This is a genomic window from Pseudomonas sp. 05T35 (assembly GCF_056396605.1).
This window is the reverse complement of the sequence record NZ_JBFTLU010000075.1, coordinates 1-25,501: the sequence shown is the minus strand read 5'-3', so window position 1 is coordinate 25,501 and position 25,501 is coordinate 1. Positions and strand designations below refer to the sequence as shown.

The window sequence follows — 25,501 nt, the reverse complement described above, 5'->3', positions numbered from 1 at the left end:
TGCGCAGGTTGCGGCTGATCAGCTCGATGGCTTTCAGCGCACAGGCGTCGGTGATCGGGTTGGCGGCCGTTGAAACGTAGGCTTCGATGGCGTGGGTCAAGGCGTCCATGCCGGTCGCTGCAGTCAGGCCCTTGGGCATGGCCGCCATCAGCGCCGGGTCGTTGACCGATAGCAGCGGCGTGACGTTGCGGTCGACGATGGCCATTTTCACGTGACGCGATTCGTCGGTGATGATGCAGAAACGGGTCATCTCGCTGGCAGTACCGGCGGTGGTGTTGATCGCGATCAGTGGCAATTGCGGCTTGGCTGATTGGTCGACGCCTTCGTAATCGGCGATCTTGCCGCCGTTGGTGGCGCACAACGCGATGCCTTTGGCGCAATCGTGGGGCGAGCCGCCGCCCAGGGAAACCACGCAATCACACTGGCTACGCTGGAGCAGCTCCAGGCCGCTTTCGACGTTGGCGATGCTCGGGTTCGGTTTGGCGCCGTCGAAAATCACCGAGTCGATGTCCTGCATCGCCAGTTTTTCAGCGATCAACCCTGCCACACCAGCCTTGGCCAATCCTGCGTCCGTCACGATCAAGGCCTTGCGAAAACCATAGTTGCGAATGGCGTTCATGGCTTCGTCGAGGCAACCGGTGCCCATGATGTTCACGGCAGGAATGAAAAACGTGCTGGTCATGACCAATCCTCTTCGATAGGGCCGAACCGGCAACCCCGATTCAGCGGAGGCCCAGAGGATCGACCTATCCGTTACCGCGCATCTTGATCTGGCTCAACACCCGGTCGTGATAAAGTCTGCGCCCTGCACTCCACCCGTTTGAGATGACCGACGCAATGACCGATTTCCAGGAATTTGATGCCCGACTAGAAGACTGGAATGCGTTGCGCGCAACCACCCCGTTCAGCGGCCTGCTGGTGGGCAACGGCGCCAGCCGCGCGGTGTGGGATGATTTTGGTTACGACTCGCTGTTCGAGAACGYCCGCACGGTCGAAGAAAAGCCGTTGAGCCAATCCGAGCTGAGCGTGTTCGACGCGATGCAAACTCGCAGTTTCGAGCAAGTGCTGAGTGCACTGAAAACCACCAGCCGGGTCAACAAGGCCCTGGCCGTGAGCTCCGCCGCACCGCGCAATCGCTACTACGCGATCAAGGAAGCGCTGATCAACACCGTGCACGCGGTGCACATCCCGTGGCGCCTGGTGCAGGCCTCAAGCCTGGCAGCGATCAATCAGGAATTGAGCACCTATCCGACGGTGTTCACCACCAACTACGACCTGCTCAATTACTGGGCGATCCAGCACCAACCCGATGCCATCAGTGACCTGTTTCACGGTACCGAACCAAGCTTCGACCTGAGCGCCAGCAGCGCGGATAAAACCCGCCTGCTCTACCTGCACGGCGGCTTGCATCTGGTGCGCAATCAGGACGGCACCGCACGCAAACTGACCTCGACCGAAGGCACGCTGCTGGGCAGTTTTGCGATCAACAACACCATCAAGACGCTGGACGACGTGCCACTGTTCGTCAGCGAAGGCAGCTCTGAAGACAAGCTCAAGACCATCCGCAGTTCGGATTATCTGTCGTTCTGCTATGACCAGTTACTCAAGCAAAGCGATGCGCTGTGCATCGTCGGCCACAGTCTGGGCAAGCAGGACGCTCACATCGTTCATGCGCTGCGCCAGGCGAAACCGAAGACCGTTGCGGTCTCGATTTACCCACGCAGCGCGGCGTTCATCCAGAGCCAGAAGCGGCATTACGCGAAGGTGTTTGAAGGGACCGGTGTGGCGCTGAGGTTTTTTGATTCCAAAAGCCATGCGTTGGGTAGCCCGAAGTTATCGGTTCCAGTCGAGGTCTAGTGGCGCCGGGATCGACGCCATCGCGAGCAGGCTCGCTCCCACAATTGATCTGCGACGTCCCCCCTGTGGGAGCGAGCCTGCTCGCGATGCTTTTGCTGTCGACTCACTCCTCTGCGCTATGCACCACCACCAGCAACTGTGCCTGCACCTCGCCTACCGAGCGCAGGCGATGYGGTTTTTGCGCGTTGAAGTGCAGCGCATCACCCCGGTTCAGAATCACCCGTTCGCTCATGAAGTCGACTTCGACCTGGCCTTCATGGACGAACAGGAACTCCTCGCCCATGTGCTCCTTGAAGGTCTTGTCGCTGAACTCTTTGGGCGGATAGATGATGAACGGCAGCAGGCTGCGCTCGCTGACCTGATGGGCCAGCACCGCGTAACCCGGAGCCTGGTCATTGGCCGCCAGCGACTGGCGCTCTTCGGCACGCACCAGGCTGTAGCTGTCGAGGCTGATGGTGTCCTCGGAGAACAATTCCTCGACCTTGACGTTCAGCGCCTTGGCCAGTTTCAGCGCCGCAGCGATGGACGGGGTGTTCAGCCCGCGCTCGACTTTCGACAGATAACTCTTGGTCATGCCGGATTTTTCGGCCAAGGCCTCCAGCGTAACGCCGAGTTTTTTTCGCAGTAATTTCAAACGGATAGACATGTGGAGCGATTAATCCATCAAGGAGGCAACGATTAGCCCTTGCCAATGACACAAAGTGTCATATAGCCTCTTAAGTGTCATTTGTGTTCACCCAACGACTTTGCGAGCAGCGGGAAAACACATCCGACGTCCATTGATCACTGCAAAGGACACCCGATATGGCCAAGACATTAGCACTACCCAAGGACCAACTCATCAAGCAGGCGCTTTCGCAGATGCAAAGCACGCTGGCGGATAATACGTGGACCGACCGGCAAAAGCTGGCCCTGACCTGCCGCATTCTGTTCGAGAACGGTCACGACTCCGGCCTGGCCGGGCAAATCACCGCCCGTGGCCCGCAGCCCGGCACCTATTACACCCAACAACTGGGCCTGGGTTTCGACGAGATCACTGCGAGCAACCTGCTGCTGGTCAACGAAGACCTGGAGGTGCTGGAAGGTCACGGCATGCCCAACCCGGCCAACCGCTTCCACAGCTGGGTGTACCGCGCCCGCCCGGATGTGAACTGCATCATTCACACGCACCCGATGCACATCGCGGCGTTGTCGATGCTCGAAGTGCCGCTGGAAATCTCGCACATGGACCTCTGCCCGCTCTATGAAGACTGCGCCTTTCTCGAAGCCTGGCCGGGTGTGCCAGTGGGCAACGAAGAAGGTGAAATCATCGCCGGGGCCCTGGGCGACAAGCGTGCGATTGTGCTTTCCCACCATGGCCAGCTGTCGACCGGAAGGACTATCGAGGAAGCCTGTGTCATCGCGCAGTTGATCGAACGCGCGGCCAAATTGCAGCTGCTGGCGATGTCGGCCGGCGAGCTTAAACCGATTCAGCCGGCGCTCGGCCGCGAAGCCCATGACTGGATTTCCAGACCCAAACGCCACGGTGCCGCCTTCAACTACTACGCTCGGCAGAACCTGCGTCAACACGCCGATTGCCTGAACTGAATCCATCCCATTGCTTAAACGGAGAGACGCCATGTCTACCCCTTCTATTCACGGCATCATCGGCTACACCATCACCCCGTTCACCGCTAATGGCGAAGGCATCGATCTGGATACGCTGGGTCGCTCCATCGACCGTTTGATCGACGGCGGCGTACACGCCATCGCCCCGTTGGGCAGCACCGGCGAAGGTGCGTACCTGAGCGATGCGGAGTGGGACCAGGTCAGCGAGTTCAGCATCAAGCATGTGGCCAGGCGTGTGCCAACCATCGTCAGCGTCTCCGACCTGACCACCGCCAAATCCGTGCGCCGCGCACGTTTCGCCGAGGCACAGGGCGCCGACGCGGTGATGGTCTTGCCGACGTCCTACTGGAAACTCAGCGAAGCCGAGATCCTCGCCCACTACCGTGCCATCGGCGAGAGCGTCGGTGTGCCGATCATGCTCTACAACAACCCGGCCACCAGCGGTACCGACATGTCGGTGGAGCTGATCCTGCGGATTTTCAATGCCGTGGAAAACGTGACCATGGTCAAGGAGAGCACCGGCGATATCCAGCGCATGCACAAACTGCAATGGCTCGGCGAAGGTCAGGTGCCCTTCTACAACGGCTGCAACCCGCTGGCGCTGGAGGCGTTCGCGGCGGGCGCCAAAGGCTGGTGCACGGCAGCGCCGAACCTGATCCCGCAGTTGAACGGCGCGCTGTATCAAGCGGTGTTGGCCAATGACTTGGGCACGGCCCGGGAGTTGTTCTATCGCMAGTTGCCGCTGCTGGACTTCATCCTCAAGGGCGGTTTGCCCGCGACCATCAAGGCCGGTCTGCGCATGACCGGGCTGGAAGCTGGCGATCCGCGTCTGCCGGTGTTCCCGCTGGGTGAAGCCGCTCGCAGCCAACTGCAAGAGATGTTGACCGAATTACGCTGATTTCCAGACGCATACATAACCATTGTGGGAGCGAGCCTGCTCGCGATGAGGCCATAACATTCAACATCTATGTTGACTGTTATATCGCCATCGCGAGCAGGCTCGCTCCCACATTGGATCTTCGGTGCATTCAAAACACCGGCAACGTTTTGTCCTTGATCACCTTGGTCGGCCCGTTGGCCTTGACGCTGGCGATGCCTTTTTCCAGTGCCGCGTCGGAAGAATAGGCCTCGCTGCTGCCGATGATCTGATGATTGGTAGCAGTGAGATTGAAGTAAGGATGGCCATCCTTGGTGGACTTTTTCTCGTAGCGTTCATCCAGTGGGCTATTGGCCTGAACCGAGGCGATGCCGTCATCGGCGGCGCTGCGCGTGGTGTACAGCTCGCTGGTGAGAATGGTCTCGGCGTTGGCCGCTTTCAGCACAAAGCGAAACTGGCCAGTGATGCTTTTGCTCAACTCGTACCATCCAGACATGCTCGTTCTCCTTGGCGATTGAAGGGGTTCGCGCTTCAGAGTAAAGACCACGCCCCCCTACTTCACCACCGCGCGCACCACCGACAACTCCGGCGTCGTCACCCGGCGCTGGCTCAGGTAACGCGTGCAGCTGACCCGCAGAAACGAGGCGAAGTTCACCACTTCGCCCCGGTAGTCCATCACCTCTTCATAGAGCTTGGCGATCAACTGGTTGGTGGTCATGCCATCGACTTCAGCAATCTCGCTGAGGATGTCCCAGAACTGGTTCTCCAGCCGCAGCGTGGTCACCACCCCGCAGATGCGCAGCGAGCGCGAGCGTGACTCGTACAGGATCGGGTCGGCTTTGACGTACAGCTCGCACATGCGCAGGCCTCCGCTTACAAAGTGATTTTGGTGCCCAGCAGACCGAGGAAACCGGCCAGCCAGCTCGGGTGCGCCGGCCAGGCTGGAGCCGTCGCCAGGTTGCCCTGAACGTGACCTTGAGTCACCGGGATATCGATGAACGTGCCGCCGGCCAAACGCACTTCTGGCGCACAGGCGGGATAAGCACTGCATTCGCGGCCTTCAAGAATCCCCGCTGCTGCAAGCAATTGCGCACCATGACAGACCGCCGCAATCGGTTTGCCGGCCTTGTCGAAAGCTTGCACCAGCTGCAGGACTTTTTCGTTCAGGCGCAGGTATTCCGGCGCCCGACCACCCGGTACCAGCAACGCGTCGTAGTCCGCCGCATTCACCTTGGCGAAGTCGAAGTTCAGTGCGAACAGGTGACCGGGTTTCTCGCTGTAGGTCTGGTCGCCTTCGAAGTCATGGATCGCCGTGCGCACGGTCTGCCCGGCGGTTTTGTCCGGGCACACCGCGTGCACCGTGTGACCGACCATCAGCAGTGCCTGAAACGGCACCATCACTTCGTAGTCTTCGACGTAATCGCCGACCAGCATCAGAATTTTTTTCGCGGCCATGGGGATGACTCCTCTGGTAAAAATTGGGCAGGAAGGAGTATTCAAGGTAGTCCGAATCCGGCGGGACGGGTAATAACCAGCTACTACGCCGTAGGTACCGCGTCATTGTTCATCGCAGGCAAGCCCGCGACGGCGTCTGCAAACTGTACGGATAAGTCTGCGTCTAGCTGTAACAGCGCAGCCTGCACAGTTTATGGCTAGATGAACACTCTCCCGCCACTTTCAAATTCTGGTTACCGTTATGTCCTCCCGCGAAAACACCGGCATGGCGCTGGGCCTGCTCGGCGTCGTCATCTTCAGCCTGACCCTGCCCTTCACCCGGATCGTGGTGCAAGAAGTCCACCCGCTGCTCAATGGCCTGGGTCGAGCGTTGTTCGCGGCGATTCCGGCGGCGATGTTGTTGCTCTGGCGGCGGGAAAAATGGCCGACCTGGAAGCAGGTCAAAGGCCTGACCCTGGTGATCGCTGGAGTGATTCTCGGTTTCCCGGTGCTCTCGGCCTGGGCCATGCAAACACTGCCGGCGTCCCATGGCGCACTGGTCAACGGTTTACAGCCATTGTGCGTGGCGCTGTATGCGGCATGGTTGTCCCATGAGCGGCCGTCGAAAGCCTTCTGGGCTTGCGCCGCATTGGGCAGCGCGTTGGTCCTGGGTTACGCGTTGATCAGCGGTGCCGGAAGTATCCAGGCCGGTGATCTGTTGATGCTCGGGGCGATTGCCATCGGTGGCCTGGGTTACGCCGAAGGTGGCCGGTTGGCCAAGGAGATGGGCGGCTGGCAAGTGATCTGCTGGGCGCTGGTGCTGTCGACACCGCTGTTGATCGGCCCGGTGACGTATCTGGTGCTACAGCACCAAGGCGAGATTTCGGCGAAAACCTGGTGGGCCTTCGGTTACGTGTCGCTGTTCTCGCAGTTCATCGGCTTCTTCGCCTGGTACGCCGGGCTGGCGATGGGTGGCATCGCCCGGGTCAGTCAGATCCAGCTGCTGCAGATCTTCTTCACCATCGCCTTCTCGGCGCTGTTCTTTGGCGAACACATCGAACCGATTACCTGGCTGTTTGCGGTCGGGGTGATCGTCACCGTGATGCTCGGGCGCAAGACGGYGGTCAAATCAAATGTGGGAGCGAGCCTGCTCGCGAAGGGGCCATCACATGCACCCTCGGTGTTGGCTGTCAGCCCGCCATCGCGAGCAGGCTCACTCCCACAGGATCAGAGATAACCGTCGGCTCGCAGCAGCGTTTCCAGACAATGCTCGCTGATGTGGTAGAACGCCTTGAGCTCCTGGATTTTCACCAACAGCTGGGCCGGGTCCACCGGCTCCGCACGTTTGACCGCCAGGATCATCTTGTTCTTGTTGGTGTGGTCCAGGGAGATGAACTCGAAGACCTTGGTTTCATACCCGCAGGCCTCGAGGAACAACGCCCGCAGGCTGTCGGTGACCATTTCGGCTTGCTGACCCAGGTGCAAACCGTATTGCAGCATCGGCTTGAGCAGCGCCGGGCTCTGGATTTGCAGGCGAATCTGCTTATGGCAGCACGGCGAGCACATGATTATCGCCGCCCCGGAGCGGATGCCGGTGTGGATCGCGTAGTCGGTGGCGATGTCACAGGCATGCAGGGCGATCATCACGTCCAGCTCGCTCGGCGCCACGCTGCGCACATCACCACATTTGAACACCAGCCCCGGATGCTCAAGGCGCGCCGCAGCGGTGTTGCACAGATTGACCATGTCTTCACGCAGCTCGACACCGGTGACCACGCCTTCGGCGTGCAAGGTGTTGCGCAGGTAATCGTGAATGGCGAAGGTCAGGTAGCCCTTGCCAGAACCGAAGTCCGCCACGCGAACCGGTTTATCCAGCGCCAGCGGTGAAGACGTCAGCGCATGGCTGAAGACTTCGATGAACTTGTTGATCTGCTTCCACTTGCGCGACATCGCCGGGATCAGCTCGTGCTTGCTGTTCGTTACACCGAGATCCGCGAGGAACGGTCGGGTCAGGTCGAGGAAGCGGTTCTTCTCACGGTTGTGCTCGGCGGACGGTACTTCGCGCAGTTGCTGGGGCTTGCTCTTGAACAGCGAACTCTTGCCCTTCTTGCTGTATTCGAGCTGGGCTTCATCGGTCAGCGCCAGCAGGTGGGCGTTCTTGAAGTCCTGCGGCAACAGCGCGGCAATCGTCGCGATGCCCTCTTCGATCGGGAAATTCTTGGTGATGTCACGCGTCTTGTAGCGATAGACGAAGGACAGGCACGGCTGATCCTTGACCGTCAGCTGCTTGATGATGATTCGCTGCAAGTCGACTTCAGCGCCGACGTACTTGGCCAGCACCAGTTTGATGAAGGCGTTCTGCGCCAGACTGGTGCTCAGCAGGTCGATAAATTGCGCGTGATGATCCGGCGTGAGGCTGGCGGGAGTTGCGGTAACAGACATGTAGAAAACGCCTCGGGCGGTGCGGATCGGGGAATGACCGGTATTTTAGGGGGGATGGCGCGTCGGGACACGCAGTTATTTGCCGAACGGTTTGAAATCGCCCCTCACCCTAGCCCTCTCCCCACGGGGCGAGGGGACTGACCGAGGTGTCTTTCGCAATGCTGCGACCTGAAATATCGAGTCGAACTCAGGTCTTGAAAGCAAAGGAGATCAGCTCCCTCTCCCCTCTGGGGAGAGGATTGGGGTGAGGGGGTGGATTTCAAATCCGACAAAAATCCCCAATCTCACCCCAGCACGACCAACCGATTCGGCAACTCATTGCGCACTTGCGTCACCGGCACATGCACCTTGAGCAACTCGCCACAGGCCTCGATGCAGGTGACAAAGCCTTGCAACGTCTGGCCCTGTTTCACCTGCCGGGTGAAGGCTGCAACGATCGGGTCCCAGTTTTTGTTATCCAGCCGCCGGGAAATCCCTTCGTCCACCAGAATCTCCACATAGCGCTCGGCTTCGCAGACGAAAATCAGCACGCCGGTGCCGCCGACAGTGTGGTGCAGGTTCTGCTCCAGAAACTGCCGATGCGCCAGGTTCGAGGCGCGCCAGTGGCGCACCGACCGCGGGATCAGGCGGGTGGTGATTGACGGAATCCGGAACACCAGGCACAGCACGATAAAACTCACCCACTGCACCAGCAGCAAGCTGTGCATGTTCAGCCAGCCGGTAACGTAGTGCACGATGCCCGGCACGATCAGCGCCAGCAGGCTGGCCCAGAGCAGCGGGATGTACGCGTAGTCGTCGGCCCGGGCCGCGAGCACGGTGACCAGTTCAGCGTCGGTGTCGCGCTCGACACGCGCGATGGCCTCGGCGACTTTGCGCTGTTCGTGTTCCGTCAGTAATGCCATGGTTTTGAATGCTCGCTCATTATTGTTATCACCAGCCGCCCGACGAACCGCCGCCCCCGAAACTGCCCCCGCCGCCGCTGAAGCCGCCGCCCCCTCCCAAGCCGCCGCCAAAGCCTCCGCCGCCAAACCCGCCGGAACCTCCGCGACCGCCGCCACGGGGCAGGATGCCGAGCATCTGCATGATAGAAATCGTCAGGATAAACAGCACCGCCAATAACACGAATACTGTCGGATGACGCCCGATAAAGTCACTCCCCTGATCACCGCCTGAATCATAAATCGTCGACGGTTCATCCAGTGGGCTGCCGCCCAGTACCACCAGCATCGCGGCAACGCCGTCACTGATGCCTTTGCTGAAATTGCCGGACTTGAACGCTGGAGTGATCACCTGATTGATGATCACCGAGCTTTGCGCATCRGTCAGCCGATCTTCCAGGCCATACCCGACTTCGATCCGCAGCTTGCGCTCGGCGCGAGCGACGATCAGCAAGGCGCCGTTGTTCTTGCCCTTCTGACCGATGCCCCAGTAACGCCCCAGCTGATAACCATAGTCATCGATGCTGGTGCCTTGCAGGTCCGGCAGCGTCACCACCACCAACTGCTCGCCGGTGGCCTGCTCGTGGGCCTGGAGTTGCTGGGTCAGTTGCTCACGCACCGCAGGCTCGATCATCTGGGCGTTATCCACCACCCGACCGGTCAACGCCGGAAACTTCAGCTCGGCCTGAGTGGTGATGGCAAAGATCCAAAGCATCACCACCAGGCTGATTTTCAAAACGCGCATTGGCACCTCATCCCTAATGGCTCTTTCCGCATGATTCATGGGGCGGTATCCCGACAGCACTGAAAGCCCGCCGGGAACCTGCGCAGATCAGAACTTCACTTGCGGCGCCTTGTCGGCACCCGGGCTGGTGGCCTCGAAGGTGTCGCGCAACGGCAGGTCGCTGTACAGCACGCTGTGCCACAAACGGCCAGGGAACGTCCGCAGTTCGGTGTTGTAGTTCTGCACCGCCAGGATGAAATCCCGGCGCGCCACGGCGATACGGTTTTCGGTGCCTTCAAGCTGCGATTGCAGCGCCAGGAAGTTCTGGTTGGCCTTCAGGTCCGGATAACGCTCGGACACCACCATCAAACGACTGAGGGCGCCGCTGAGCTGATCCTGGGCCTGCTGGAACTGTTTGAGTTTTTCCGGGTTGTCGAGGGTGCTGGCATCGACCTGGATAGAGGTCGCCTTGGCCCGCGCCTCGACCACCGCCGTCAGGGTCTCCTCTTCATGCTTGGCGTAACCCCTGACCGTTTCCACCAGGTTGGGGATCAGGTCGGCGCGACGCTGGTACTGGTTCTGCACTTGCGACCAGGCCGCCTTGGCCTGCTCGTCGAGGGTCGGTATGGTGTTGACGMCACAGCCGGCCAGAACCGTGCTGAGCAACATCAATACCGCGATTTGCCAGCCCGAACGATAGCGCTGTTGTACATTCATGCGAGTGATGCTCCMTTGCCCATTACCCTGGAAATATTCCTGTGCGCCTTCAACTCGAACTCTTGGGGCATAATCTGCCGCCGCCACTGGATTGCATCGGGCCAATCGGCTAAAAGATGCCCAGCGCTAAAAGAGTTTAGAAGTTTGCGGCATTTAGTCGAACAACAACAGACGCCCCCTAATTTTTGGCTGACCGGCGCGTAACTACTGCGTCCGTTTAGGCTTTTGAGAAAACTATTCATGAAGAAGCTGTGTTTGCTGGGCCTTGCCATCGGCCTGGCCAGTCACTCGGTATGGGCCGACACAAAGCCTGCACYGATTGAAAACAAGGATGCTTTCGTCAGCAACCTGATGAAGCAGATGACCCTGGAAGAAAAGATCGGCCAATTGCGCCTGATCAGCATCGGCCCGGAAATGCCCCGCGAGCTGATCCGCAAGGAAATCGCCGCCGGTAACATCGGCGGCACCTTCAACTCGATCACGCGCCCGGAAAACCGTCCGATGCAGGACGCGGCCATGCACAGCCGGTTGAAGATCCCGATGTTCTTCGCCTATGACGTGATCCACGGCCACCGGACCATTTTCCCTATCCCTCTGGCCCTGGCCTCGAGCTGGGACATGGACGCGATTGGTCGCAGCGGGCGCATTGCCGCCAAGGAAGCCGCGGCAGACAGCCTCGACATCACTTTCGCGCCAATGGTCGACATCTCCCGCGACCCACGTTGGGGCCGTACCTCCGAAGGTTTCGGCGAAGACACTTATCTGGTCTCGCGCATCGCCAAAGTGATGGTCAAGGCCTACCAGGGCGAGACCCCGAGCGCAGCCGACAGCATCATGGCCAGCGTCAAGCACTTCGCCCTGTACGGCGCAGTCGAAGGCGGTCGCGACTACAACACCGTCGACATGAGCCCGGTGAAGATGTATCAGGACTACCTGCCACCGTACCGTGCCGCGATTGACGCCGGCGCCGGTGGGGTGATGGTTGCGCTGAACTCGATCAACGGCATTCCGGCCACCGCCAACATGTGGCTGATGCAGGACCTGCTGCGCAAGGAGTGGGGCTTCAAGGGCCTGGCGGTCAGCGACCACGGGGCAATCTTCGAGCTGATCAAGCACGGCGTGGCCCGCGACGGTCGCGAAGCGGCGAAGCTGGCGATCAAGGCCGGCATCGACATGAGCATGAACGACACCCTGTACGGCAAGGAATTGCCAGGGCTGCTGAAGTCCGGCGAGATCCAGCAAAGCGACATCGACAACGCCGTGCGTGAAGTGCTGGGCGCCAAGTACGACATGGGCCTGTTCAAGGACCCGTACCTGCGTATCGGCAAGGCCGAGGATGATCCGGCCGACACCTACGCCGAAAACCGTCTGCACCGCGCCGAGGCCCGTGACGTTGCACGTCGCAGCGTGGTGTTGCTGAAGAACCAGAACGAAACCCTGCCGCTGAAGAAGACCGCGAAAATCGTTCTGGTCGGCCCGCTGGCCAAGGCACCGATCGACATGATGGGCAGCTGGGCTGCCGCCGGCAAACCGGAGCAGTCGGTCACCTTGCTCGATGGCATGACCCGTGCTCTCGGCGATCAGGCCAAGCTGACCTACGCCCGTGGCGCCAACATCACCTCGGACAAGAAAGTCGTCGACTACCTGAACTTCCTCAACTTCGATGCCCCGGAAGTGGTGGATGACCCGCGCTCGGCGCAGGTCATGATCGACGAAGCCGTGAAAGCCGCCCAGCAGTCCGATGTCATCGTGGCAGCGGTCGGCGAGTCGCGTGGTATGTCCCACGAGTCATCGAGCCGTACCGACCTGAATATCCCGGCCAATCAGCGCGACCTGATCAAGGCCCTGAAAGCCACCGGCAAACCGTTGGTGCTGGTGCTGATGAACGGCCGTCCGCTGACGATTCTCGAAGAGAAGGACCAGGCTGACGCGATTCTCGAAACCTGGTTTACCGGTACCGAAGGCGGCAACGCGATTGCTGACGTGCTGTTCGGTGACTACAACCCGTCCGGCAAGCTGCCGATCAGCTTCCCGCGTTCGGTAGGACAGATTCCGACCTACTACAACCACCTGAGCATCGGTCGCCCGTTCACCCCTGGCAAACCGGGCAACTACACCTCGCAGTATTTCGATGACACCACAGGTCCTCTGTTTCCATTCGGCTACGGTTTGAGCTACACCAGCTTCAGCCTGTCGAACATGGCCCTGTCGTCGACCACGCTGAACAAGTCCGGCAAGATCGACGCCAGTGTGACCGTTAAAAACACCGGCAAGCGCGACGGCGAAACCGTGGAGCGAGCCTGCTCGCGATGGCGATATAACAGTCAACAGAGATGTTGAATGTTATGACCTCATCGCGAGCAGGCTCGCTCCCACATTGATTTTTGGTGTTTGGAGGATTGTGTTCAGCCCCGCCGATCCAGCAGATTCACCACCATCCGATCCACCCATCCCCACACACGCTGCTTGATCCGTCGCCACAGCGGTCGGCGTTGCCATTCCTCAAGACTGACCCTATGACTCAGGGCAAAGTCCTTCTCGAAACTCGCCGCCACCGCCAGGCTCAACGTCGGATCGAGGGCCTCCAGGTTGGCCTCGAGGTTGAAGCGCAGATTCCAGTGATCGAAATTGCATGAGCCAATGCTCACCCAGTCATCGATCRGGACCATTTTCAGGTGCAGGAAACACGGCTGGTATTCGAAGATCTTCACCCCGGACTTGAGCAGGCGCGGGTAATAACGATGCCCGGCGTAGCGCACTGACGGATGATCGGTACGCGGCCCGGTCAACAGCAGGCGCACATCGATGCCCCGTGCAGCAGCCTTGCGCAGCGAGCGGCGGACTTTCCAGGTCGGCAGGAAGTAAGGCGTGGCCAGCCAGATTCGCTGCTGACCGCTGTTCAACGCACGAAACAGCGACTGCAGGATGTCCCGATGTTGCCGGGCATCGGCATACGCTACCCGACCCATTCCTTCACCCATCGGCGGCACCCGTGGCAGACGCGGCAAACCGAAATGGGAGGCAGGTTTCCAGGCGCGGCGATGGCGGTTGGCAATCCATTGGCGGTCGAACAGCAACTGCCAGTCGAGCACCAGCGGGCCGCCGATTTCCACCATGACTTCATGCCACTCACTGGTATCACGATCGGGGGTCCAGAACTCGTCGGTGACACCCGTGCCGCCGACCACCGCCAGCGATTGATCGACCAACAGCAACTTGCGGTGGTCACGGTAAAGGTTGCGCACCCAGCGCCGCCAGCTCAGGCGATTGTAGAAACGCAGCTCCACGCCGGCCTCGATCAGGCGTCGCCGCAGGCTCAGGGTGAATGCCAGGCTGCCGTAGTCATCGAACAGGCAACGCACGCGCACACCGCGCTCGGCAGCTTGCACCAGCGCCTGCACCATCGCCTCGGCACAGGCCCCCGCCTCCACCAGGTACAGCTCCAGTTCGACCTGTTCCTGCGCAGCGGCAATCGCCGCCAGCATCCGTGGAAAAAACTGTGGCCCGTCGATCAACAACTCATAACGATTGCCATCACGCCAGGGAAACACTGCACCGCTCATGTCAGCGCGCCGTAAAAATCAGCACCGCACCCACCGGCACCGACGAACTGATGGCCGACAGACCGGCGACTGTGCGCAGGTTTTCCAGCCCTGGCAGCAGATCGAAATCCTCCGCTTTAATGACCAGCGGTTCCAGGGTCACCACTTGAAAGCGCCGATCATCGAGGCGTGTCGCCAACAACTCGGCGTTGTACGCGTGCTCTTTGCCGTGAAGGCTGACCGTCAGTGGCAAACGCAATTCGAGTTGCGCACCGGGGGCCAGATCCTTGATCGGCCGCAGATCGATCTGCGTACTGATCAGCGCTTCAGGGAACGTCTTGATCTCGAACAGCTCTTTGCGCATGCGCTCATCGCGCAGCGGAATGCCGCTGTTGACCGACTCCAGTTCAACCTGCACTTGCGCCTGGCCGTTGGCGTCGACCTTGCCATGCAGCACCAGAAAGCGCTGAACTTCGGAGAGATTGGCGTTCTTGGTGGAGATAAACGACAGACGTGAAGACTCACCGTCCAGGTACCAGTCGGCGTGGGCTGGCGAGGTAACGAAAGCCAATGGCAGCAAGGCCAGGGCTGTGCAGCAAAACCGCTTGAACATAAACACTCATGGGCAAGTAAACCTGAGCCGAACCTTAGCCTGAGTGAACGCGCTTGCAAACCGCGCAAGGCAAAAGACCGCACTTATGGGTTCAACCGACACCCCTGGCGAATCCCCTGCCACGCAGCGATATGACTGCGCCCCATGCCGCTGACCGTCACGCGCTTGTTGGGAGCGTCATCGAGAAAACTGCTGACGGGCACGTACTGCGTCACATAGCCCTGGCAATAATCCGCCGGGTTGTTCTCGACATACCGGCACGAGCAATACTCCTTGGCGGTGTAGGCGCTGATGATGTCGGGAAATGCCCACAAAGCGACCCGTTCCTGCCAGATCCAGCCGAGCAGCACAGCGATCAACAACAGCAACACGCCGAGTCTTGGTCGACGGCGAAAAAATCTGAAATTCATGGCTGCACCTTCTGCGCAAATGCCGCCAGTGCCAGTCTAAGCAATTCGTTGTGCCGGTAACTGCCGTCGCGATCATCGCCATAGCGCACGATCACCAGGTTCTCGCTGGGCACCACGTACAGCGCCTGCCCCCAATGGCCGAGTGCGGCGAAGGTGTCATCAGGTGCGTCCTCCCAGGGTCTTTCGGCGCCATCGACCGCCCGATTGAGCCACCAATGCCCGCCGGGAACGGCTTCATCCTGATTGGCCTTGAAGTGCATGAACGGTTGGCGGTTGAACTCGACCCAGTCCTTTGGCAGCAACTGCCGGTTACCCCAGCGACCGTCGCGTTGCATCAACAGGCCGATCCGCGCCAGATCGCGCGCCGTCATATAGGCATAGGACGAGGCAACAAACGTCCCCGCGGCATCGCTCTCCCAAACTGCACTGCGAATCCCCAAGGGGCCGAACAACGCGGTCCATGGATAGTCGGCGTAGCGCTGCGCACCGACCATGGTCTTTAGCGTTGCGGACAATAGATTGCTGTCACCGCTGGAATAACGAAACGCCTGACCCGGCGGGCTGAACTCGTCATGGCCGGCAGCGAACGCGGCGATGTCCTGGCGTCCATGGGTGTAGAGCATCGCCACTATCGAAGAATTCAGCGGTGCATATTCATAGGTTTCCTGCCAATCCAGCCCCGAGGCCCAATGCAGCAGATCCGCGATGGATACCTTCGGATGGCTCTGCAAGGGTGGATAAAACTTCGCGGCCGGGTCCTGCAATTTGAACAAGCCTTCGCCATAGGCCACGCCCAGCACCGTGGCCATCAGGCTTTTACTGACGGACCAGGTCAGGTGCGGTGTGTCGACGGTCGTCGGGCCGGCGTAGCGTTCGTAGATCAGTTGCCCGTCACGAATCACCAGCAAGGCGTCGGTGCGAACGCCTGTGCGACTGCCGTCGTCGCGCGGTGCAAAGGCGTAGTCCTCCAGAGCCTGAAGCGCCGGACCGCTGACTTTAGGGCCAGGCGACCATTGCTCGGTGGGCCAGTTTTCCGCCAGAACCGGAAGGCTGACCAACAACATGAACAGCAGCGACAGGCGTTTGAACACGGTAGGCACTCAGAGGRATTAACCCTCTGAGCGTAGTCGAGATAAATGACAGTTCGAAAGTTGCGCTTTAGGTGAGACCGTCATCGCGAGCAGGCTCGCTCCCACAGGGGCTTGCGTAGAACACAAAACTGCGACATGGCATCAATCCAATGTGGGAGCGAGCCTGCTCGCGAAGAGGCCCTTCAGTTCAGCGAAGAGCCCGCCAACGCCTTGGCCAACCGCTTGGCCCGGGCCCCCGCCGCCAGATCGAGCACCGCCTGATCGCGTTTCCACAACGCCGCCCATTGTGGAGGTCCGGCGGCAAAGGCTTCATTGAGCGCTGGCTTAAGCCCGTCAAACTGCGCAAACAACCCGCCCAGCAACACATGCCCGGCGCTACTGTTCGGTGGTTGGCGGCTGACTTCCGCACACCCGGCCAACAGTGCCAACAACTTCAATTGAAGGTCTTGCGGCCAGGCGCTGTCCTGACCGACACCGTACAGCCAGGCACTCATGGCGCTGAGTACATAGATGTCTTCCAGGGTGCGGAACGGTTTGACGTACGCATCCCAGCCATCTCCAGCGAGCAGTTCACACAGCGCGTTGTCGAGAAACAGCCGGCCATGGCTGATGTCCGGCATCAAGGCAATGGCCGGCAGCTTTTCAATCTGTACGCCGGGTTCGCCGGGATACACCACCGCCAGACTCAAACGCGGTGACTCGCCCAGCTCTTCGCTGCGTGCCGCGACCAACAGCCAGTCCGCCGCATCACCCGCGGTCACGAAATCCTTGCGCCCGCTCACACGCAAATCCTTGAGCCGGGTGTGCAGGTCCGCCGGGCGCAGGCTGCGCTGTTCGGTCGCACACAATGCCCCCAGGCTCAGCGGTGCGCTGGGCCACAACATGCGCAACGCCGCCTGGTACCCCACCAGAAAAGCCAACCCCGGCGTTGCCATCATCCGCCCGCCGCACACGGCCAATTCGAACGGCGTCACCGCGCCCAATACATGCAGCAACGTCGCATACCCCTCTGCCAGGTCGGGGTTTTCGGGCTGGCGCTGGTTACAGTTCAACAAGGCTTGCCAAGGCATAAACGGGTCCTCTGGGGGCTGTCACACAAGCATCACCAAAGCTTCATGGCGATGACACCGGGGCTACATAGCCTGACTTTGCACAACAAAGTCGATCGACTGCAACCCAAGACGGGTGAGCAGCCCGTACGGAGATTCGCAATGACTCAGATCGCCCGCATCAGCGACACCGGCAATGAACGCCGCCTGCAAGCCGAACGCCTGATCGGCGCCGAGGCGTTGCAGGAAGCCCAGGCCCTGCGCTTCAACGTTTTCAGTGGCGAGTTCAACGCCAAGCTCAAAGGCGCAGAGTTGGGGCTGGACATGGATGACTATGATGTTCACTGCGCCCACATTGGCGTGCGTGATTTGAATAGCGGACGCCTGGTAGCAACCACGCGTTTGCTCGACCATCAGGCTGCCAGCAGCCTGGGGCGTTTTTACAGCGAAGAAGAATTCAGCCTGCACGGCCTGGTGCACCTGCAAGGCCCGATCCTGGAGATCGGTCGCACCTGCGTCGACCCGGCCTACCGCAACGGCGGCACCATCGCCGTGCTCTGGGGCGAGTTGGCCGAAGTGCTGAATCAGGGCGGCTACAGCTACCTGATGGGCTGCGCGAGCATCCCGATGCAAGACGGCGGCATTCAGGCCCAGGCGATCATGCAACGCTTGCGTGAACGCTATCTGTGCACCGAGCACCTGCGCGCCGAACCGAAGAAACCGTTGCCGGCCCTCGACATCCCGTCCAACGTGATCGCCGAAATGCCGCCACTGCTCAAGGCCTACATGCGCCTGGGCGCGAAGATCTGCGGCGAGCCGTGCTGGGACGAAGATTTCCAGGTGGCCGACGTGTTCATCCTGCTCAAGCGTGACGAGCTGTGCCCGCGTTACGCCAAACACTTCAAGGCGGCAGTCTGATGAGCCGGCTGCGGGTGTACGCGCGGATCGCGCGAGTGCTGCTGGTGGTCGCGCTGGGCTTGAGCATGGCCAGCGTGTTCGGGCTGTTCGAGCGCATGGGTGTTGCCAACTCGATGGTCCGGCGCCAACGCTGGTCGCGTTTTTTCATGACCCGGCTGAGCAACGCCCTGCCCTTTCGCGTGACGGTCCACGGCGAATTGCCGCAAAAGCCGATGCTCTGGGTCAGCAACCATGTGTCCTGGACCGACATTCCGCTGCTGGGCATGCTCACGCCCTTGTCCTTCCTGTCCAAGGCCGAAGTGCGTACCTGGCCGGTCGCCGGCTGGCTCGCGGCCAAGGCTGGCAGCCTGTTCATTCGTCGAGGTTCGGGTGACAGCCAACTGATCCGCAAACAGATGAGCCGCCACCTGGAGCAAGCCCATCCGTTGCTGATGTTCCCGGAAGGCACCACCACCGATGGCCGTTCGTTGCGCACCTTTCATGGTCGCTTGCTGTCTGCGGCCATTGACGCGGACGTGGCACTGCAACCGGTGGCTGTTCGTTATCTGCGCGATGGCCAGATCGACCCACTCGCGCCATTCATTGGCGATGACGACTTGCTCTCGCACTTGATGCGCTTGTTCGCCAACGATCGGGGCGACGTCGAGATCCATCTGCTCAAACCGATTGCCTGCCACGGCCAGGAACGCGCGGCACTGGCCTTTGCGGCGCAGCAAGCGGTGCAGAAGGCGCTGTTTGGAGCATTGCCGGAAGCACAGCCAACTCCGTTACGTCCGGCCATAGCTGCTTGACGCTGTACCCCTATGGGAGCGAGCCTGCTCGCGATAGCGGTTTGCCAGTCACCGACAATGTTGACTGTCAGGCCCTCATCGCGAGCAGGCTCGCTCCCACATTAGATTTGTGCAGTCAGATGGTTATGCGCAAACCGTTGCAACTCTGGATAGAACAACCGGAAATCATCGCTCAACGGTTCATACAACCGCTGCAACTCTTCCATCGCTGCAGCCAGTTCTTCAGGCCGCGACAGGCGCCGTGAAATCCCCCGCAGCACCTGGTCCAGCACCGCAAACTCCCGATAAGAGCCAAGCCAGTCATTCGCTTCCATGTGCGGGGCAATCTGCGCGAGTCGCCCTGGCAACTGCGGTTCGGCAGCCAGCACCCGGTACACATCCGAGGTGAACTGTTCCAGCGGCAGGTCCGCGTAAAGCCTCCAGTCCCGCGCCAGGCAATGGTCGAAAAACACATCGAGCACGATCCCGGCATACCGCCGTCGCGTCAGCGTAAAGCGCGACAACGCCAGGTCGACCAACGGATGACGGTCGGTAAACACGTCGATGCTGCGATGCAACTGAATGGCCGCTTCGATCTCCGGATTGAACTGCCCTTGCAGCTGACCCTTGACGAAATCGCCATACAAACTGCCGAGCAATTGACCGGGACGCTGGCCACCGAGATGAAGATGTGCGAGATAGTTCATGCCGCGTAGCTTAGCACCGCGCCACTCATATCGTTATAACTCGATATACCGATTTAGGCTGACCTCAGATCAAAATCATATTGGTATATCGCGAAATACCGATTTAAAGTTCGCCTCATCGCGATATAACGTTTTACCCAACCCGAGCACTGCCATGTCCACCATTGACCTCGACGAAATAATAAAAGCCCTGGCGCACCCGGTACGGCGAGAAATCCTGCACTGGCTCAAAGACCCGACCGTCGAATTCCCCGACCAATCCCACAGCAACGAGCACGGCGTCTGCGCCGGGCAGATCGATCAACGTTGCGGTTTGTCGCAGTCCACGGTTTCCGCCCATCTGGCGACCCTGCAACGCGCCGGCCTGATCAGCAGCCGTAAAGTCGGCCAGTGGCATTTTTTCAAACGCAACGAGGAAACCATTCAGGAATTCCTCCGCACCTTCAGCAAAGAGCTCTGACCCTTTGTACGCCGACAAGGAATCGACAATGCCCCTCTCGCTACTCATTCTGGCCCTCAGCGCCTTCGCCATCGGCACCACCGAGTTCGTCATCATGGGCTTGCTGCCCGATGTGGCGGCCGACCTTGGTGTGTCGATCCCTGGCGCCGGGYGGCTGGTGACCGGCTATGCCCTGGGCGTGGCCATCGGCGCGCCGTTCATGGCACTGGCCACCGCCAGGCTGCCGCGCAAGGCTGCGCTGGTCGCGTTGATGGGTATTTTCATTGTCGGCAACCTGCTCTGCGCCCTGGCCAGTGACTACCAAGTGCTGATGTTCGCCCGAGTCGTCACCGCCCTGTGCCATGGCGCGTTCTTTGGTATTGGCTCAGTGGTGGCCGCAGGTCTGGTGCCTGCCAACAAGCGCGCTTCGGCCGTCGCACTGATGTTCACCGGCCTGACCCTGGCCAACGTGTTGGGCGTACCGCTGGGCACTGCGCTGGGTCAGGAAGCCGGCTGGCGCTCGACCTTCTGGGCAGTGACCGTGATCGGCGTGATTGCGCTGATCGGCCTGATCCGCTTCCTGCCGGCCAAACGCGACGAAGAAAAACTCGACATGCGCGCCGAACTGCGCGTCCTCAAAGGCGCCGGTATCTGGCTGTCGTTGAGCATGACCGCACTGTTCGCCGCATCGGTCTTCACCTTGTTCACCTATGTCGCACCGCTGTTGGGCGAAGTCACCGGCGTCTCGCCACGCGGCGTGACCTGGACCCTGATGCTCATCGGCCTGGGCCTGACGGTCGGCAACATCATCGGCGGCAAGCTGGCTGACAAAGGTATGGCGGCGACGCTGATCGGCGTGTTCATCAGCATGGCGGTGGTCTCCACCGTACTGACCTGGACCAGCGTTGCAGTGATCCCGACCGAAATCACCCTGTTCCTCTGGGCCACCGCGTGCTTTGCCGCCGTCCCCGCCCTGCAAGTGAACGTAGTGACCTTCGGCAAGGCGGCACCGAACCTGGTGTCGAGCGCTGCTGGTAACCCTGATTACTTTCCGTCAGAGCGGTAATCCCGAACTGGCCCCTGCTACCAACTGATACCTCACGAGGGTTGTATTAAATGACGACTATTTTCGATCCGATCAAGCTTGGCGACCTGCAACTGGCAAACCGCATCATCATGGCGCCACTGACTCGCTGCCGCGCCGACGAAGGCCGCGTACCGAACGCACTGATGGCTGAATACTACGTGCAGCGCGCGTCCGCCGGCCTGATCCTCAGCGAGGCCACGTCGGTCACGCCGATGGGCGTCGGCTACCCGGATACCCCGGGTATCTGGTCCAACGACCAGGTGCGTGGCTGGAGCAATGTGACCAAAGCGRTACACGGCGCCGGCGGCAAGATCTTCCTGCAACTGTGGCATGTGGGCCGGGTTTCCCACCCGTCCTACCTGAACGGCGAAGCACCGGTTGCACCGAGCGCCATCCAGCCAAAAGGTCATGTCAGCCTGGTTCGCCCACTGGCCGACTACCCAACGCCACGCGCACTGGAAACTGCTGAAATCGCCGACATCATCGACGCTTACCGTGTCGGTGCGGAAAACGCCAAGGCGGCCGGTTTCGACGGCGTGGAAATCCACGGCGCCAACGGCTACCTGCTCGACCAGTTCCTGCAAAGCAGCACCAACCAGCGCACCGACAATTACGGTGGCTCCCTGGAAAACCGTGCTCGCCTGTTGCTGGAAGTGACCGACGCCGCCATCGAAGTCTGGGGCGCAGGTCGCGTCGGTGTGCACCTGGCACCGCGCGCCGACTCCCACGACATGGGCGACGACAACCTGTCCGAAACCTTTACCTATGTCGCTCGCGAACTGGGTAAACGCGGCATCGCGTTCATTTGCTCCCGCGAGAAAGAAGCCGGCGACAGCCTCGGCCCACAACTGAAAGAAGCCTTCGGCGGCCCGTACATCGCCAACGAACGTTTCACCAAGGACAGCGCCAACGCCTGGCTCTCCAGCGGCAAGGCCGATGCGGTCGCCTTCGGCGTGCCGTTCATTGCCAACCCGGACCTGCCGGCACGCCTGAAAGCCGATGCGCCGCTCAATGAAGCACGTCCTGAACTGTTCTATGGAAAAGGTCCAGTCGGGTATATCGACTATCCGACGATGTAAACTTCGTTTAAATAAAGAAGCCCCGGCTAGAAATACCCGGGGCTTCTTTATTGGCAAACGCTCAACTAATGAAACAACATCAACATTGCACCGACACTGACAGCGGGGTTAACTTCAACCACCAACACAACTAACACGTTATCTAACATGGACGCCCCCGCACACACACTTATTTTCACACTGACACTCAGCAGCCTCACTGACTCGATAGTCTGGCGCAACGAAATCATGCTGGATGATACCCCGTCAGCTTTCCCTTCCAATGTCATGCCACTCAGCACGCAGCTGGGCGTCTTGGAGCGCTGAGCCGTGGTCCGCACCCCCCCTGAAACCACTTACTTAATCGAAAGGAATCGATATGAACGACATCAAAGACACCAGCAACAACTACGAAGACCTGTTCTCGTTTTTCAACCACACTTCCATTGGAATGCTTTACAACCTGACGCCGCTTCTATTCAGTGAGGAAAACCAGCAAGCACTGGATGAGTTGATTGGGATCGCCAAGGTTGAATTGATCAACCTGTTAGATCAAATTAATTCGGAGCACGCCCTGAACAAAAAAATCGAACAGTGGCGAAATCAAAACAAACGCTCGAACATCACTCGTGTGATAGTCAAACTCATCAATAACTCCCCTCACACGTTTAAAATTGCACAGACCAGCTTGCCACTGCGCGCATCAGAACGTGAGTCATTCCTGCTCTCCGCGTACAGCAATACCGCATTCAAATCCGATTTCGCCTATACCTACGCCTACCCTTGGCCAAAAAACAAAATCATGTTCAATCAGTTCGTGGATTTTATCGATCAGAACGTCGGGGTACGTTTTGATCTCGGCATGATAATGAATACGTCCTTCGGCGTTCTGTCGCCAACACACAGGGCAAGGGTAAAAAACACCGTCAGCTCCATTGGCTCGTCCAGACCTGTGTCGACGCAGCGCGCGGCTTCAGCGTGCAGCTGAAAGCTGTCGGGAGCGAGCAGCCACCCATACAGGATGCCGTCAACATAGGCATGAATGCTGATCGCTGCGCGGGCCGTGTCGAGATTCTCCGGCAACTGGCCCCGTTTCACTGCATTACGCAATGCCAGTTCGATACGCACATTGCACTCCAGACTGACGGTGCGGCGCTGCTGGCGCAGATCACACATTTCATCAGTGAATTCGCACTTGTGGAACAGAATCTCATTGATGCGTCGGGTCTTCGGGTCCAGGGCAACTTGATGAAACAAATGAATCAGCAGTTTGCGCATGCAGCCCAGCGGATCCTCTTCTTCTTCACTTTCGCTCGCCCTGGCCATCTCATCCAGCGGCTCATGCAAGCTGTCGAGCATCGCCTGAACCAGATCGGCCTTGTTGCTGAAATGCCAGTAGATGGCCCCACGCGTAACACCGGCCAGGGTAGCGATGTCCGCCAGTGTCGTGCGCGCCACACCCCTTTCGTAAAAGGCCTTTTCTGCCGCTTCGAGAATCTGGCTGCGGGTTTCTTGAGCTTCCTCTTTAGTACGACGGACCATGGCAGTAAAACCTCAATCAGGAATGCTTCAGCGATGTCTGTACACCGTCTGAACAAATGTGGGGCGAGCTCTCTGAGGTCTCATCCCCAGCCTACAATTCTCACCTTGCATCGACTTTTGTAACCGGATGGGTACTGAGCCGGGCTATTTACAAACAACCATGAACGTAAGTATATTCCTTAGCAAGCTACTTATCCACCCGGCATAATTTTTTTACCTTTACACTTTTCTTGTGCGCATGTTGCGCGCCTGACCCGAGGATCTTCATGCAATTCAAGCCAGCTGTTACCGCTCTGGTTACCGCCGTCGCCCTGGCATCGCTGCTCAGCGGATGTAAAAAGGAAGAGGCGCCCCCAGCCCCTCCAACCCCTCAGGTCGGCGTCGTAACCCTGCAACCTCAAGCCTTTACCCTGACATCCGAACTGCCGGGCCGCACAACGGCCTACCGCATCGCGGAAGTTCGACCACAGGTCAATGGCATCATTCTCAAGCGCCTGTTCAAGGAAGGCGGCGAAGTGAAGGAAGGCCAGCAGCTTTACCAGATCGATCCTTCGGTCTATCAGGCCACCCTGAACAGCGCACAAGCCAACCTGCAATCGACCAAGTCGATTTCCGATCGCTACAAACAATTGGTCAACGAGCAAGCCGTAAGCCGTCAGGAATACGACACTGCCGTGGCCAACCGCTTGCAATCGGAAGCCGCCCTGAAAAGCGCAGAGATCAATGTGCGCTACACCAAGGTTTACGCACCGATTTCCGGTCGCATCGGCCGCTCTTCGGTCACCGAAGGCGCGCTGGTCAACAATGGCCAGGCCGACGCCATGGCCGTGATCCAGCAACTGGACCCGATCTACGTCGACGTTACCCAGTCTTCGGTCGAACTGCTGGAACTGCGCCGCGAACTGGAAAGCGGTCGTCTGCAAAAGGCCGGCGAGAATGCCGCCATGGTCAAGCTGACCCTCGAAGACGGCAGCCAGTACAAACAACAGGGCAAGCTCGAGTTCTCCGAAGTGTCGGTTGACCAGACCACTGGCTCCGTGACCTTGCGTGCAGTGTTCCCGAACCCTGATCACACCTTGCTGCCAGGCATGTTCGTTCACGCCCAGCTGCAAGCCGGGGTGAACGCTGCCGCGATTCTCGCGCCGCAACAGGGCGTGACTCGTGACCTCAAGGGAACGCCAACCGCTCTGGTGGTCGGTCCGGACAACAAGGTCGAGCTGCGTCAGCTCAAGGCCAGCCGTACGGTCGGCAGCCAATGGCTGATTGAAGATGGCCTCAAGGCCGGCGACCGCCTGATCACTGAAGGACTGCAATTCGTCAAACCTGGCGTCGTAGTCAAGCCCACTGAAGCGACTAACGTTGGCGCAAAGAACCCAGCCCCCGCACAGGCAGCTAACACTGCCACTGGCGGTAAAGGGGAGTAAACCATGTCGAAATTTTTTATCGACCGTCCGATTTTCGCCTGGGTAATTGCCCTGGTGATCATGTTGGTCGGGGCTTTATCGATCCTCAAGTTGCCGATCAACCAATACCCGAGCATCGCCCCGCCGGCGATCGCCATTTCCGTCACCTACCCGGGTGCTTCTGCACAAACCGTGCAGGACACCGTGGTGCAGGTGATCGAGCAGCAGCTCAACGGTATCGATAACCTGCGTTATGTGTCCTCGGAAAGTAACTC

Annotated in this window: 25 protein-coding genes and 3 pseudogenes; 12 read left to right on the top strand and 16 right to left on the bottom strand. The window is 59.6% G+C overall.

The genetic code is table 11. From position 1 onward, the window contains the following. Nucleotides 1-682, bottom strand: a 682-nt coding sequence (locus AC1DH9_RS08345) for an iron-containing alcohol dehydrogenase (protein WP_477808038.1), incomplete at its 3' end; no start/stop codon positions are given. 155 nt (nt 683-837) lie between these two features. Between AC1DH9_RS08345 and AC1DH9_RS08340 the strand changes: the two genes are divergently transcribed. After that, entirely contained in the window at nt 838-1,857 is a 1,020-nt protein-coding gene (locus tag AC1DH9_RS08340) for a DUF4917 family protein (protein ID WP_477808037.1), read from the top strand. A 103-nt stretch (nt 1,858-1,960) separates the two neighbouring features. On the opposite strand, the gene AC1DH9_RS08335 is transcribed toward AC1DH9_RS08340, so the two are convergent. Next, nucleotides 1,961-2,503, bottom strand: coding sequence for a helix-turn-helix domain-containing protein (locus tag AC1DH9_RS08335; RefSeq protein ID WP_427536793.1), 543 nt, complete (start codon nt 2,501-2,503; stop codon nt 1,961-1,963). A 158-nt stretch (nt 2,504-2,661) separates the two neighbouring features. On the opposite strand from AC1DH9_RS08335, the gene AC1DH9_RS08330 reads away from it, so the two are divergent. Both AC1DH9_RS08330 and AC1DH9_RS08325 read left to right on the top strand, forming a co-directional pair. After that, complete coding sequence (locus AC1DH9_RS08330) at nt 2,662-3,444, top strand: aldolase (protein ID WP_427536795.1); 783 nt, start codon at nt 2,662-2,664, stop codon at nt 3,442-3,444. A gap of 31 nt (nt 3,445-3,475) precedes the next feature. Then, on the top strand, nt 3,476-4,363 hold the full coding sequence (locus tag AC1DH9_RS08325; RefSeq protein WP_477808036.1) for a dihydrodipicolinate synthase family protein: 888 nt from the start codon (nt 3,476-3,478) through the stop codon (nt 4,361-4,363). A 130-nt stretch (nt 4,364-4,493) separates the two neighbouring features. Here AC1DH9_RS08325 and AC1DH9_RS08320 read toward each other — a convergent pair whose 3' ends face one another. Genes AC1DH9_RS08320 through AC1DH9_RS08310 form a run of 3 tightly spaced genes read right to left on the bottom strand, consistent with a single transcriptional unit; the run spans nt 4,494 to nt 5,797 of the window. Continuing rightward, nucleotides 4,494-4,838: a YegP family protein gene (locus tag AC1DH9_RS08320; RefSeq protein ID WP_427536799.1), complete on the bottom strand. Its 345-nt coding sequence runs from the start codon at nt 4,836-4,838 to the stop codon at nt 4,494-4,496. A 57-nt stretch (nt 4,839-4,895) separates the two neighbouring features. Next, nucleotides 4,896-5,201, bottom strand: coding sequence for a ribbon-helix-helix domain-containing protein (locus AC1DH9_RS08315; RefSeq protein ID WP_054596073.1), 306 nt, complete (start codon nt 5,199-5,201; stop codon nt 4,896-4,898). A 14-nt stretch (nt 5,202-5,215) separates the two neighbouring features. Continuing rightward, a complete protein-coding gene (locus AC1DH9_RS08310) occupies nt 5,216-5,797 on the bottom strand; it encodes a DJ-1/PfpI family protein (RefSeq protein WP_427530234.1) in 582 nt (193 codons plus the stop codon). 241 nt (nt 5,798-6,038) lie between these two features. Here AC1DH9_RS08310 and AC1DH9_RS08305 point away from each other — a divergent pair, with 241 nt between their 5' ends. Then, a complete protein-coding gene (locus AC1DH9_RS08305) occupies nt 6,039-7,013 on the top strand; it encodes a DMT family transporter (RefSeq protein WP_477808035.1) in 975 nt (324 codons plus the stop codon). Here AC1DH9_RS08305 and AC1DH9_RS08300 read toward each other — a convergent pair. The 4 genes from AC1DH9_RS08300 to AC1DH9_RS08285 form a co-directional block, all read right to left on the bottom strand. Then, on the bottom strand, nt 7,004-8,218 hold the full coding sequence (locus AC1DH9_RS08300) for a class I SAM-dependent methyltransferase (RefSeq protein WP_427536803.1): 1,215 nt from the start codon (nt 8,216-8,218) through the stop codon (nt 7,004-7,006). The two genes, AC1DH9_RS08305 and AC1DH9_RS08300, sit on opposite strands and share 10 nt — an antisense overlap. A gap of 284 nt (nt 8,219-8,502) precedes the next feature. Continuing rightward, complete coding sequence (locus AC1DH9_RS08295; RefSeq protein WP_427536805.1) at nt 8,503-9,120, bottom strand: TPM domain-containing protein; 618 nt, start codon at nt 9,118-9,120, stop codon at nt 8,503-8,505. Nucleotides 9,121-9,148: 28 nt separating this feature from the next. Continuing rightward, the gene (locus AC1DH9_RS08290) at nt 9,149-9,901 is read right to left on the bottom strand and encodes a TPM domain-containing protein (RefSeq protein WP_427536807.1); all 753 of its coding nucleotides are present in this window, start codon (nt 9,899-9,901) and stop codon (nt 9,149-9,151) included. A gap of 87 nt (nt 9,902-9,988) precedes the next feature. Continuing rightward, the gene (locus AC1DH9_RS08285; RefSeq protein WP_477808034.1) at nt 9,989-10,597 is read right to left on the bottom strand and encodes a LemA family protein; all 609 of its coding nucleotides are present in this window, start codon (nt 10,595-10,597) and stop codon (nt 9,989-9,991) included. A gap of 240 nt (nt 10,598-10,837) precedes the next feature. On the opposite strand from AC1DH9_RS08285, the pseudogene bglX reads away from it, so the two are divergent. Continuing rightward, nucleotides 10,838-12,889: pseudogene (gene bglX, locus AC1DH9_RS08280) on the top strand (beta-glucosidase BglX); the annotation flags it as partial. A gap of 113 nt (nt 12,890-13,002) precedes the next feature. Here the strand turns inward: bglX and AC1DH9_RS08275 are convergent. The 5 genes from AC1DH9_RS08275 to AC1DH9_RS08255 form a co-directional block, all read right to left on the bottom strand. Beyond that, a complete protein-coding gene (locus AC1DH9_RS08275) occupies nt 13,003-14,160 on the bottom strand; it encodes a phospholipase D-like domain-containing protein (protein WP_477808033.1) in 1,158 nt (385 codons plus the stop codon). Nucleotide 14,161: 1 nt separating this feature from the next. Then, complete coding sequence (locus AC1DH9_RS08270; protein WP_145020191.1) at nt 14,162-14,752, bottom strand: YceI family protein; 591 nt, start codon at nt 14,750-14,752, stop codon at nt 14,162-14,164. Between the two features lie 83 nt (nt 14,753-14,835). Beyond that, nucleotides 14,836-15,162 (bottom strand): amidase, encoded by a 327-nt coding sequence (locus tag AC1DH9_RS08265; protein ID WP_427536811.1) that lies wholly within the window; start codon nt 15,160-15,162, stop codon nt 14,836-14,838. Continuing rightward, nucleotides 15,159-16,253, bottom strand: coding sequence for a serine hydrolase domain-containing protein (locus tag AC1DH9_RS08260; protein ID WP_427536916.1), 1,095 nt, complete (start codon nt 16,251-16,253; stop codon nt 15,159-15,161). The genes AC1DH9_RS08265 and AC1DH9_RS08260 overlap by 4 nt, the downstream gene beginning before the upstream one ends. Before the next feature lie 182 nt (nt 16,254-16,435). Then, complete coding sequence (locus tag AC1DH9_RS08255) at nt 16,436-17,323, bottom strand: acyl-CoA dehydrogenase middle domain-containing protein (RefSeq protein WP_427536813.1); 888 nt, start codon at nt 17,321-17,323, stop codon at nt 16,436-16,438. Between the two features lie 141 nt (nt 17,324-17,464). On the opposite strand from AC1DH9_RS08255, the gene olsB reads away from it, so the two are divergent. Together olsB and AC1DH9_RS08245 are read left to right on the top strand one after the other, a co-directional pair. Continuing rightward, nucleotides 17,465-18,220 carry an L-ornithine N(alpha)-acyltransferase gene (olsB, locus tag AC1DH9_RS08250; RefSeq protein WP_054596060.1) on the top strand — a complete coding sequence of 252 codons (756 nt, stop codon included), beginning with the start codon at nt 17,465-17,467 and terminating at the stop codon, nt 18,218-18,220. After that, a complete protein-coding gene (locus tag AC1DH9_RS08245; protein WP_427536815.1) occupies nt 18,220-19,011 on the top strand; it encodes a lysophospholipid acyltransferase family protein in 792 nt (263 codons plus the stop codon). The genes olsB and AC1DH9_RS08245 overlap by 1 nt, the downstream gene beginning before the upstream one ends. Before the next feature lie 101 nt (nt 19,012-19,112). Here the strand turns inward: AC1DH9_RS08245 and AC1DH9_RS08240 are convergent, their stop codons facing one another. Next, nucleotides 19,113-19,697, bottom strand: coding sequence for an acyl carrier protein phosphodiesterase (locus AC1DH9_RS08240; RefSeq protein ID WP_427536817.1), 585 nt, complete (start codon nt 19,695-19,697; stop codon nt 19,113-19,115). A gap of 154 nt (nt 19,698-19,851) precedes the next feature. Here AC1DH9_RS08240 and AC1DH9_RS08235 point away from each other — a divergent pair, with 154 nt between their 5' ends. From AC1DH9_RS08235 to AC1DH9_RS08225, 3 genes and pseudogenes are all read left to right on the top strand, one after another. Continuing rightward, nucleotides 19,852-20,157: an ArsR/SmtB family transcription factor gene (locus AC1DH9_RS08235; protein WP_054596057.1), complete on the top strand. Its 306-nt coding sequence runs from the start codon at nt 19,852-19,854 to the stop codon at nt 20,155-20,157. Nucleotides 20,158-20,185: 28 nt separating this feature from the next. After that, a pseudogene (locus tag AC1DH9_RS08230) lies at nt 20,186-21,230 on the top strand (MFS transporter). 22 nt (nt 21,231-21,252) lie between these two features. Next, entirely contained in the window at nt 21,253-22,302 is a 1,050-nt protein-coding gene (locus AC1DH9_RS08225; RefSeq protein ID WP_477808032.1) for an alkene reductase, read from the top strand. Nucleotides 22,303-23,223: 921 nt separating this feature from the next. Here AC1DH9_RS08225 and emhR read toward each other — a convergent pair. Next, nucleotides 23,224-23,823 (bottom strand): annotated as a pseudogene (gene emhR / locus AC1DH9_RS08220) (efflux system transcriptional repressor EmhR); the annotation flags it as partial. A 266-nt stretch (nt 23,824-24,089) separates the two neighbouring features. Between emhR and emhA the strand changes: the two are divergent. Together emhA and AC1DH9_RS08210 are read left to right on the top strand one after the other, a co-directional pair. Then, nucleotides 24,090-25,247: an efflux RND transporter periplasmic adaptor subunit EmhA gene (emhA, locus tag AC1DH9_RS08215; RefSeq protein WP_427536827.1), complete on the top strand. Its 1,158-nt coding sequence runs from the start codon at nt 24,090-24,092 to the stop codon at nt 25,245-25,247. Between the two features lie 3 nt (nt 25,248-25,250). After that, on the top strand, nt 25,251-25,501 hold a 251-nt coding region (locus tag AC1DH9_RS08210; protein WP_477808031.1), incomplete at its 3' end, for an efflux RND transporter permease subunit.

Bases quoted from the DNA above. Each gene is read 5' to 3' on its own strand.
- AC1DH9_RS08320 (WP_427536799.1), bottom strand. From the start codon at position 4,838: ATGTCTGGATGGTACGAGTTGAGCAAAAGCATCACTGGCCAGTTTCGC.
- AC1DH9_RS08315 (WP_054596073.1), bottom strand. From the start codon at position 5,201: ATGTGCGAGCTGTACGTCAAAGCCGACCCGATCCTGTACGAGTCACGC.
- AC1DH9_RS08235 (WP_054596057.1), top strand. From the start codon at position 19,852: ATGTCCACCATTGACCTCGACGAAATAATAAAAGCCCTGGCGCACCCG.
- AC1DH9_RS08240 (WP_427536817.1), bottom strand. From the start codon at position 19,697: ATGAACTATCTCGCACATCTTCATCTCGGTGGCCAGCGTCCCGGTCAA.
- emhA (WP_427536827.1), top strand. From the start codon at position 24,090: ATGCAATTCAAGCCAGCTGTTACCGCTCTGGTTACCGCCGTCGCCCTG.
- AC1DH9_RS08310 (WP_427530234.1), bottom strand. From the start codon at position 5,797: ATGGCCGCGAAAAAAATTCTGATGCTGGTCGGCGATTACGTCGAAGAC.
- AC1DH9_RS08265 (WP_427536811.1), bottom strand. From the start codon at position 15,162: ATGAATTTCAGATTTTTTCGCCGTCGACCAAGACTCGGCGTGTTGCTG.
- AC1DH9_RS08255 (WP_427536813.1), bottom strand. From the start codon at position 17,323: ATGCCTTGGCAAGCCTTGTTGAACTGTAACCAGCGCCAGCCCGAAAAC.
- AC1DH9_RS08295 (WP_427536805.1), bottom strand. From the start codon at position 9,120: ATGGCATTACTGACGGAACACGAACAGCGCAAAGTCGCCGAGGCCATC.
- olsB (WP_054596060.1), top strand. From the start codon at position 17,465: ATGACTCAGATCGCCCGCATCAGCGACACCGGCAATGAACGCCGCCTG.
- AC1DH9_RS08245 (WP_427536815.1), top strand. From the start codon at position 18,220: ATGAGCCGGCTGCGGGTGTACGCGCGGATCGCGCGAGTGCTGCTGGTG.
- AC1DH9_RS08300 (WP_427536803.1), bottom strand. From the start codon at position 8,218: ATGTCTGTTACCGCAACTCCCGCCAGCCTCACGCCGGATCATCACGCG.
- AC1DH9_RS08270 (WP_145020191.1), bottom strand. From the start codon at position 14,752: ATGTTCAAGCGGTTTTGCTGCACAGCCCTGGCCTTGCTGCCATTGGCT.
- AC1DH9_RS08330 (WP_427536795.1), top strand. From the start codon at position 2,662: ATGGCCAAGACATTAGCACTACCCAAGGACCAACTCATCAAGCAGGCG.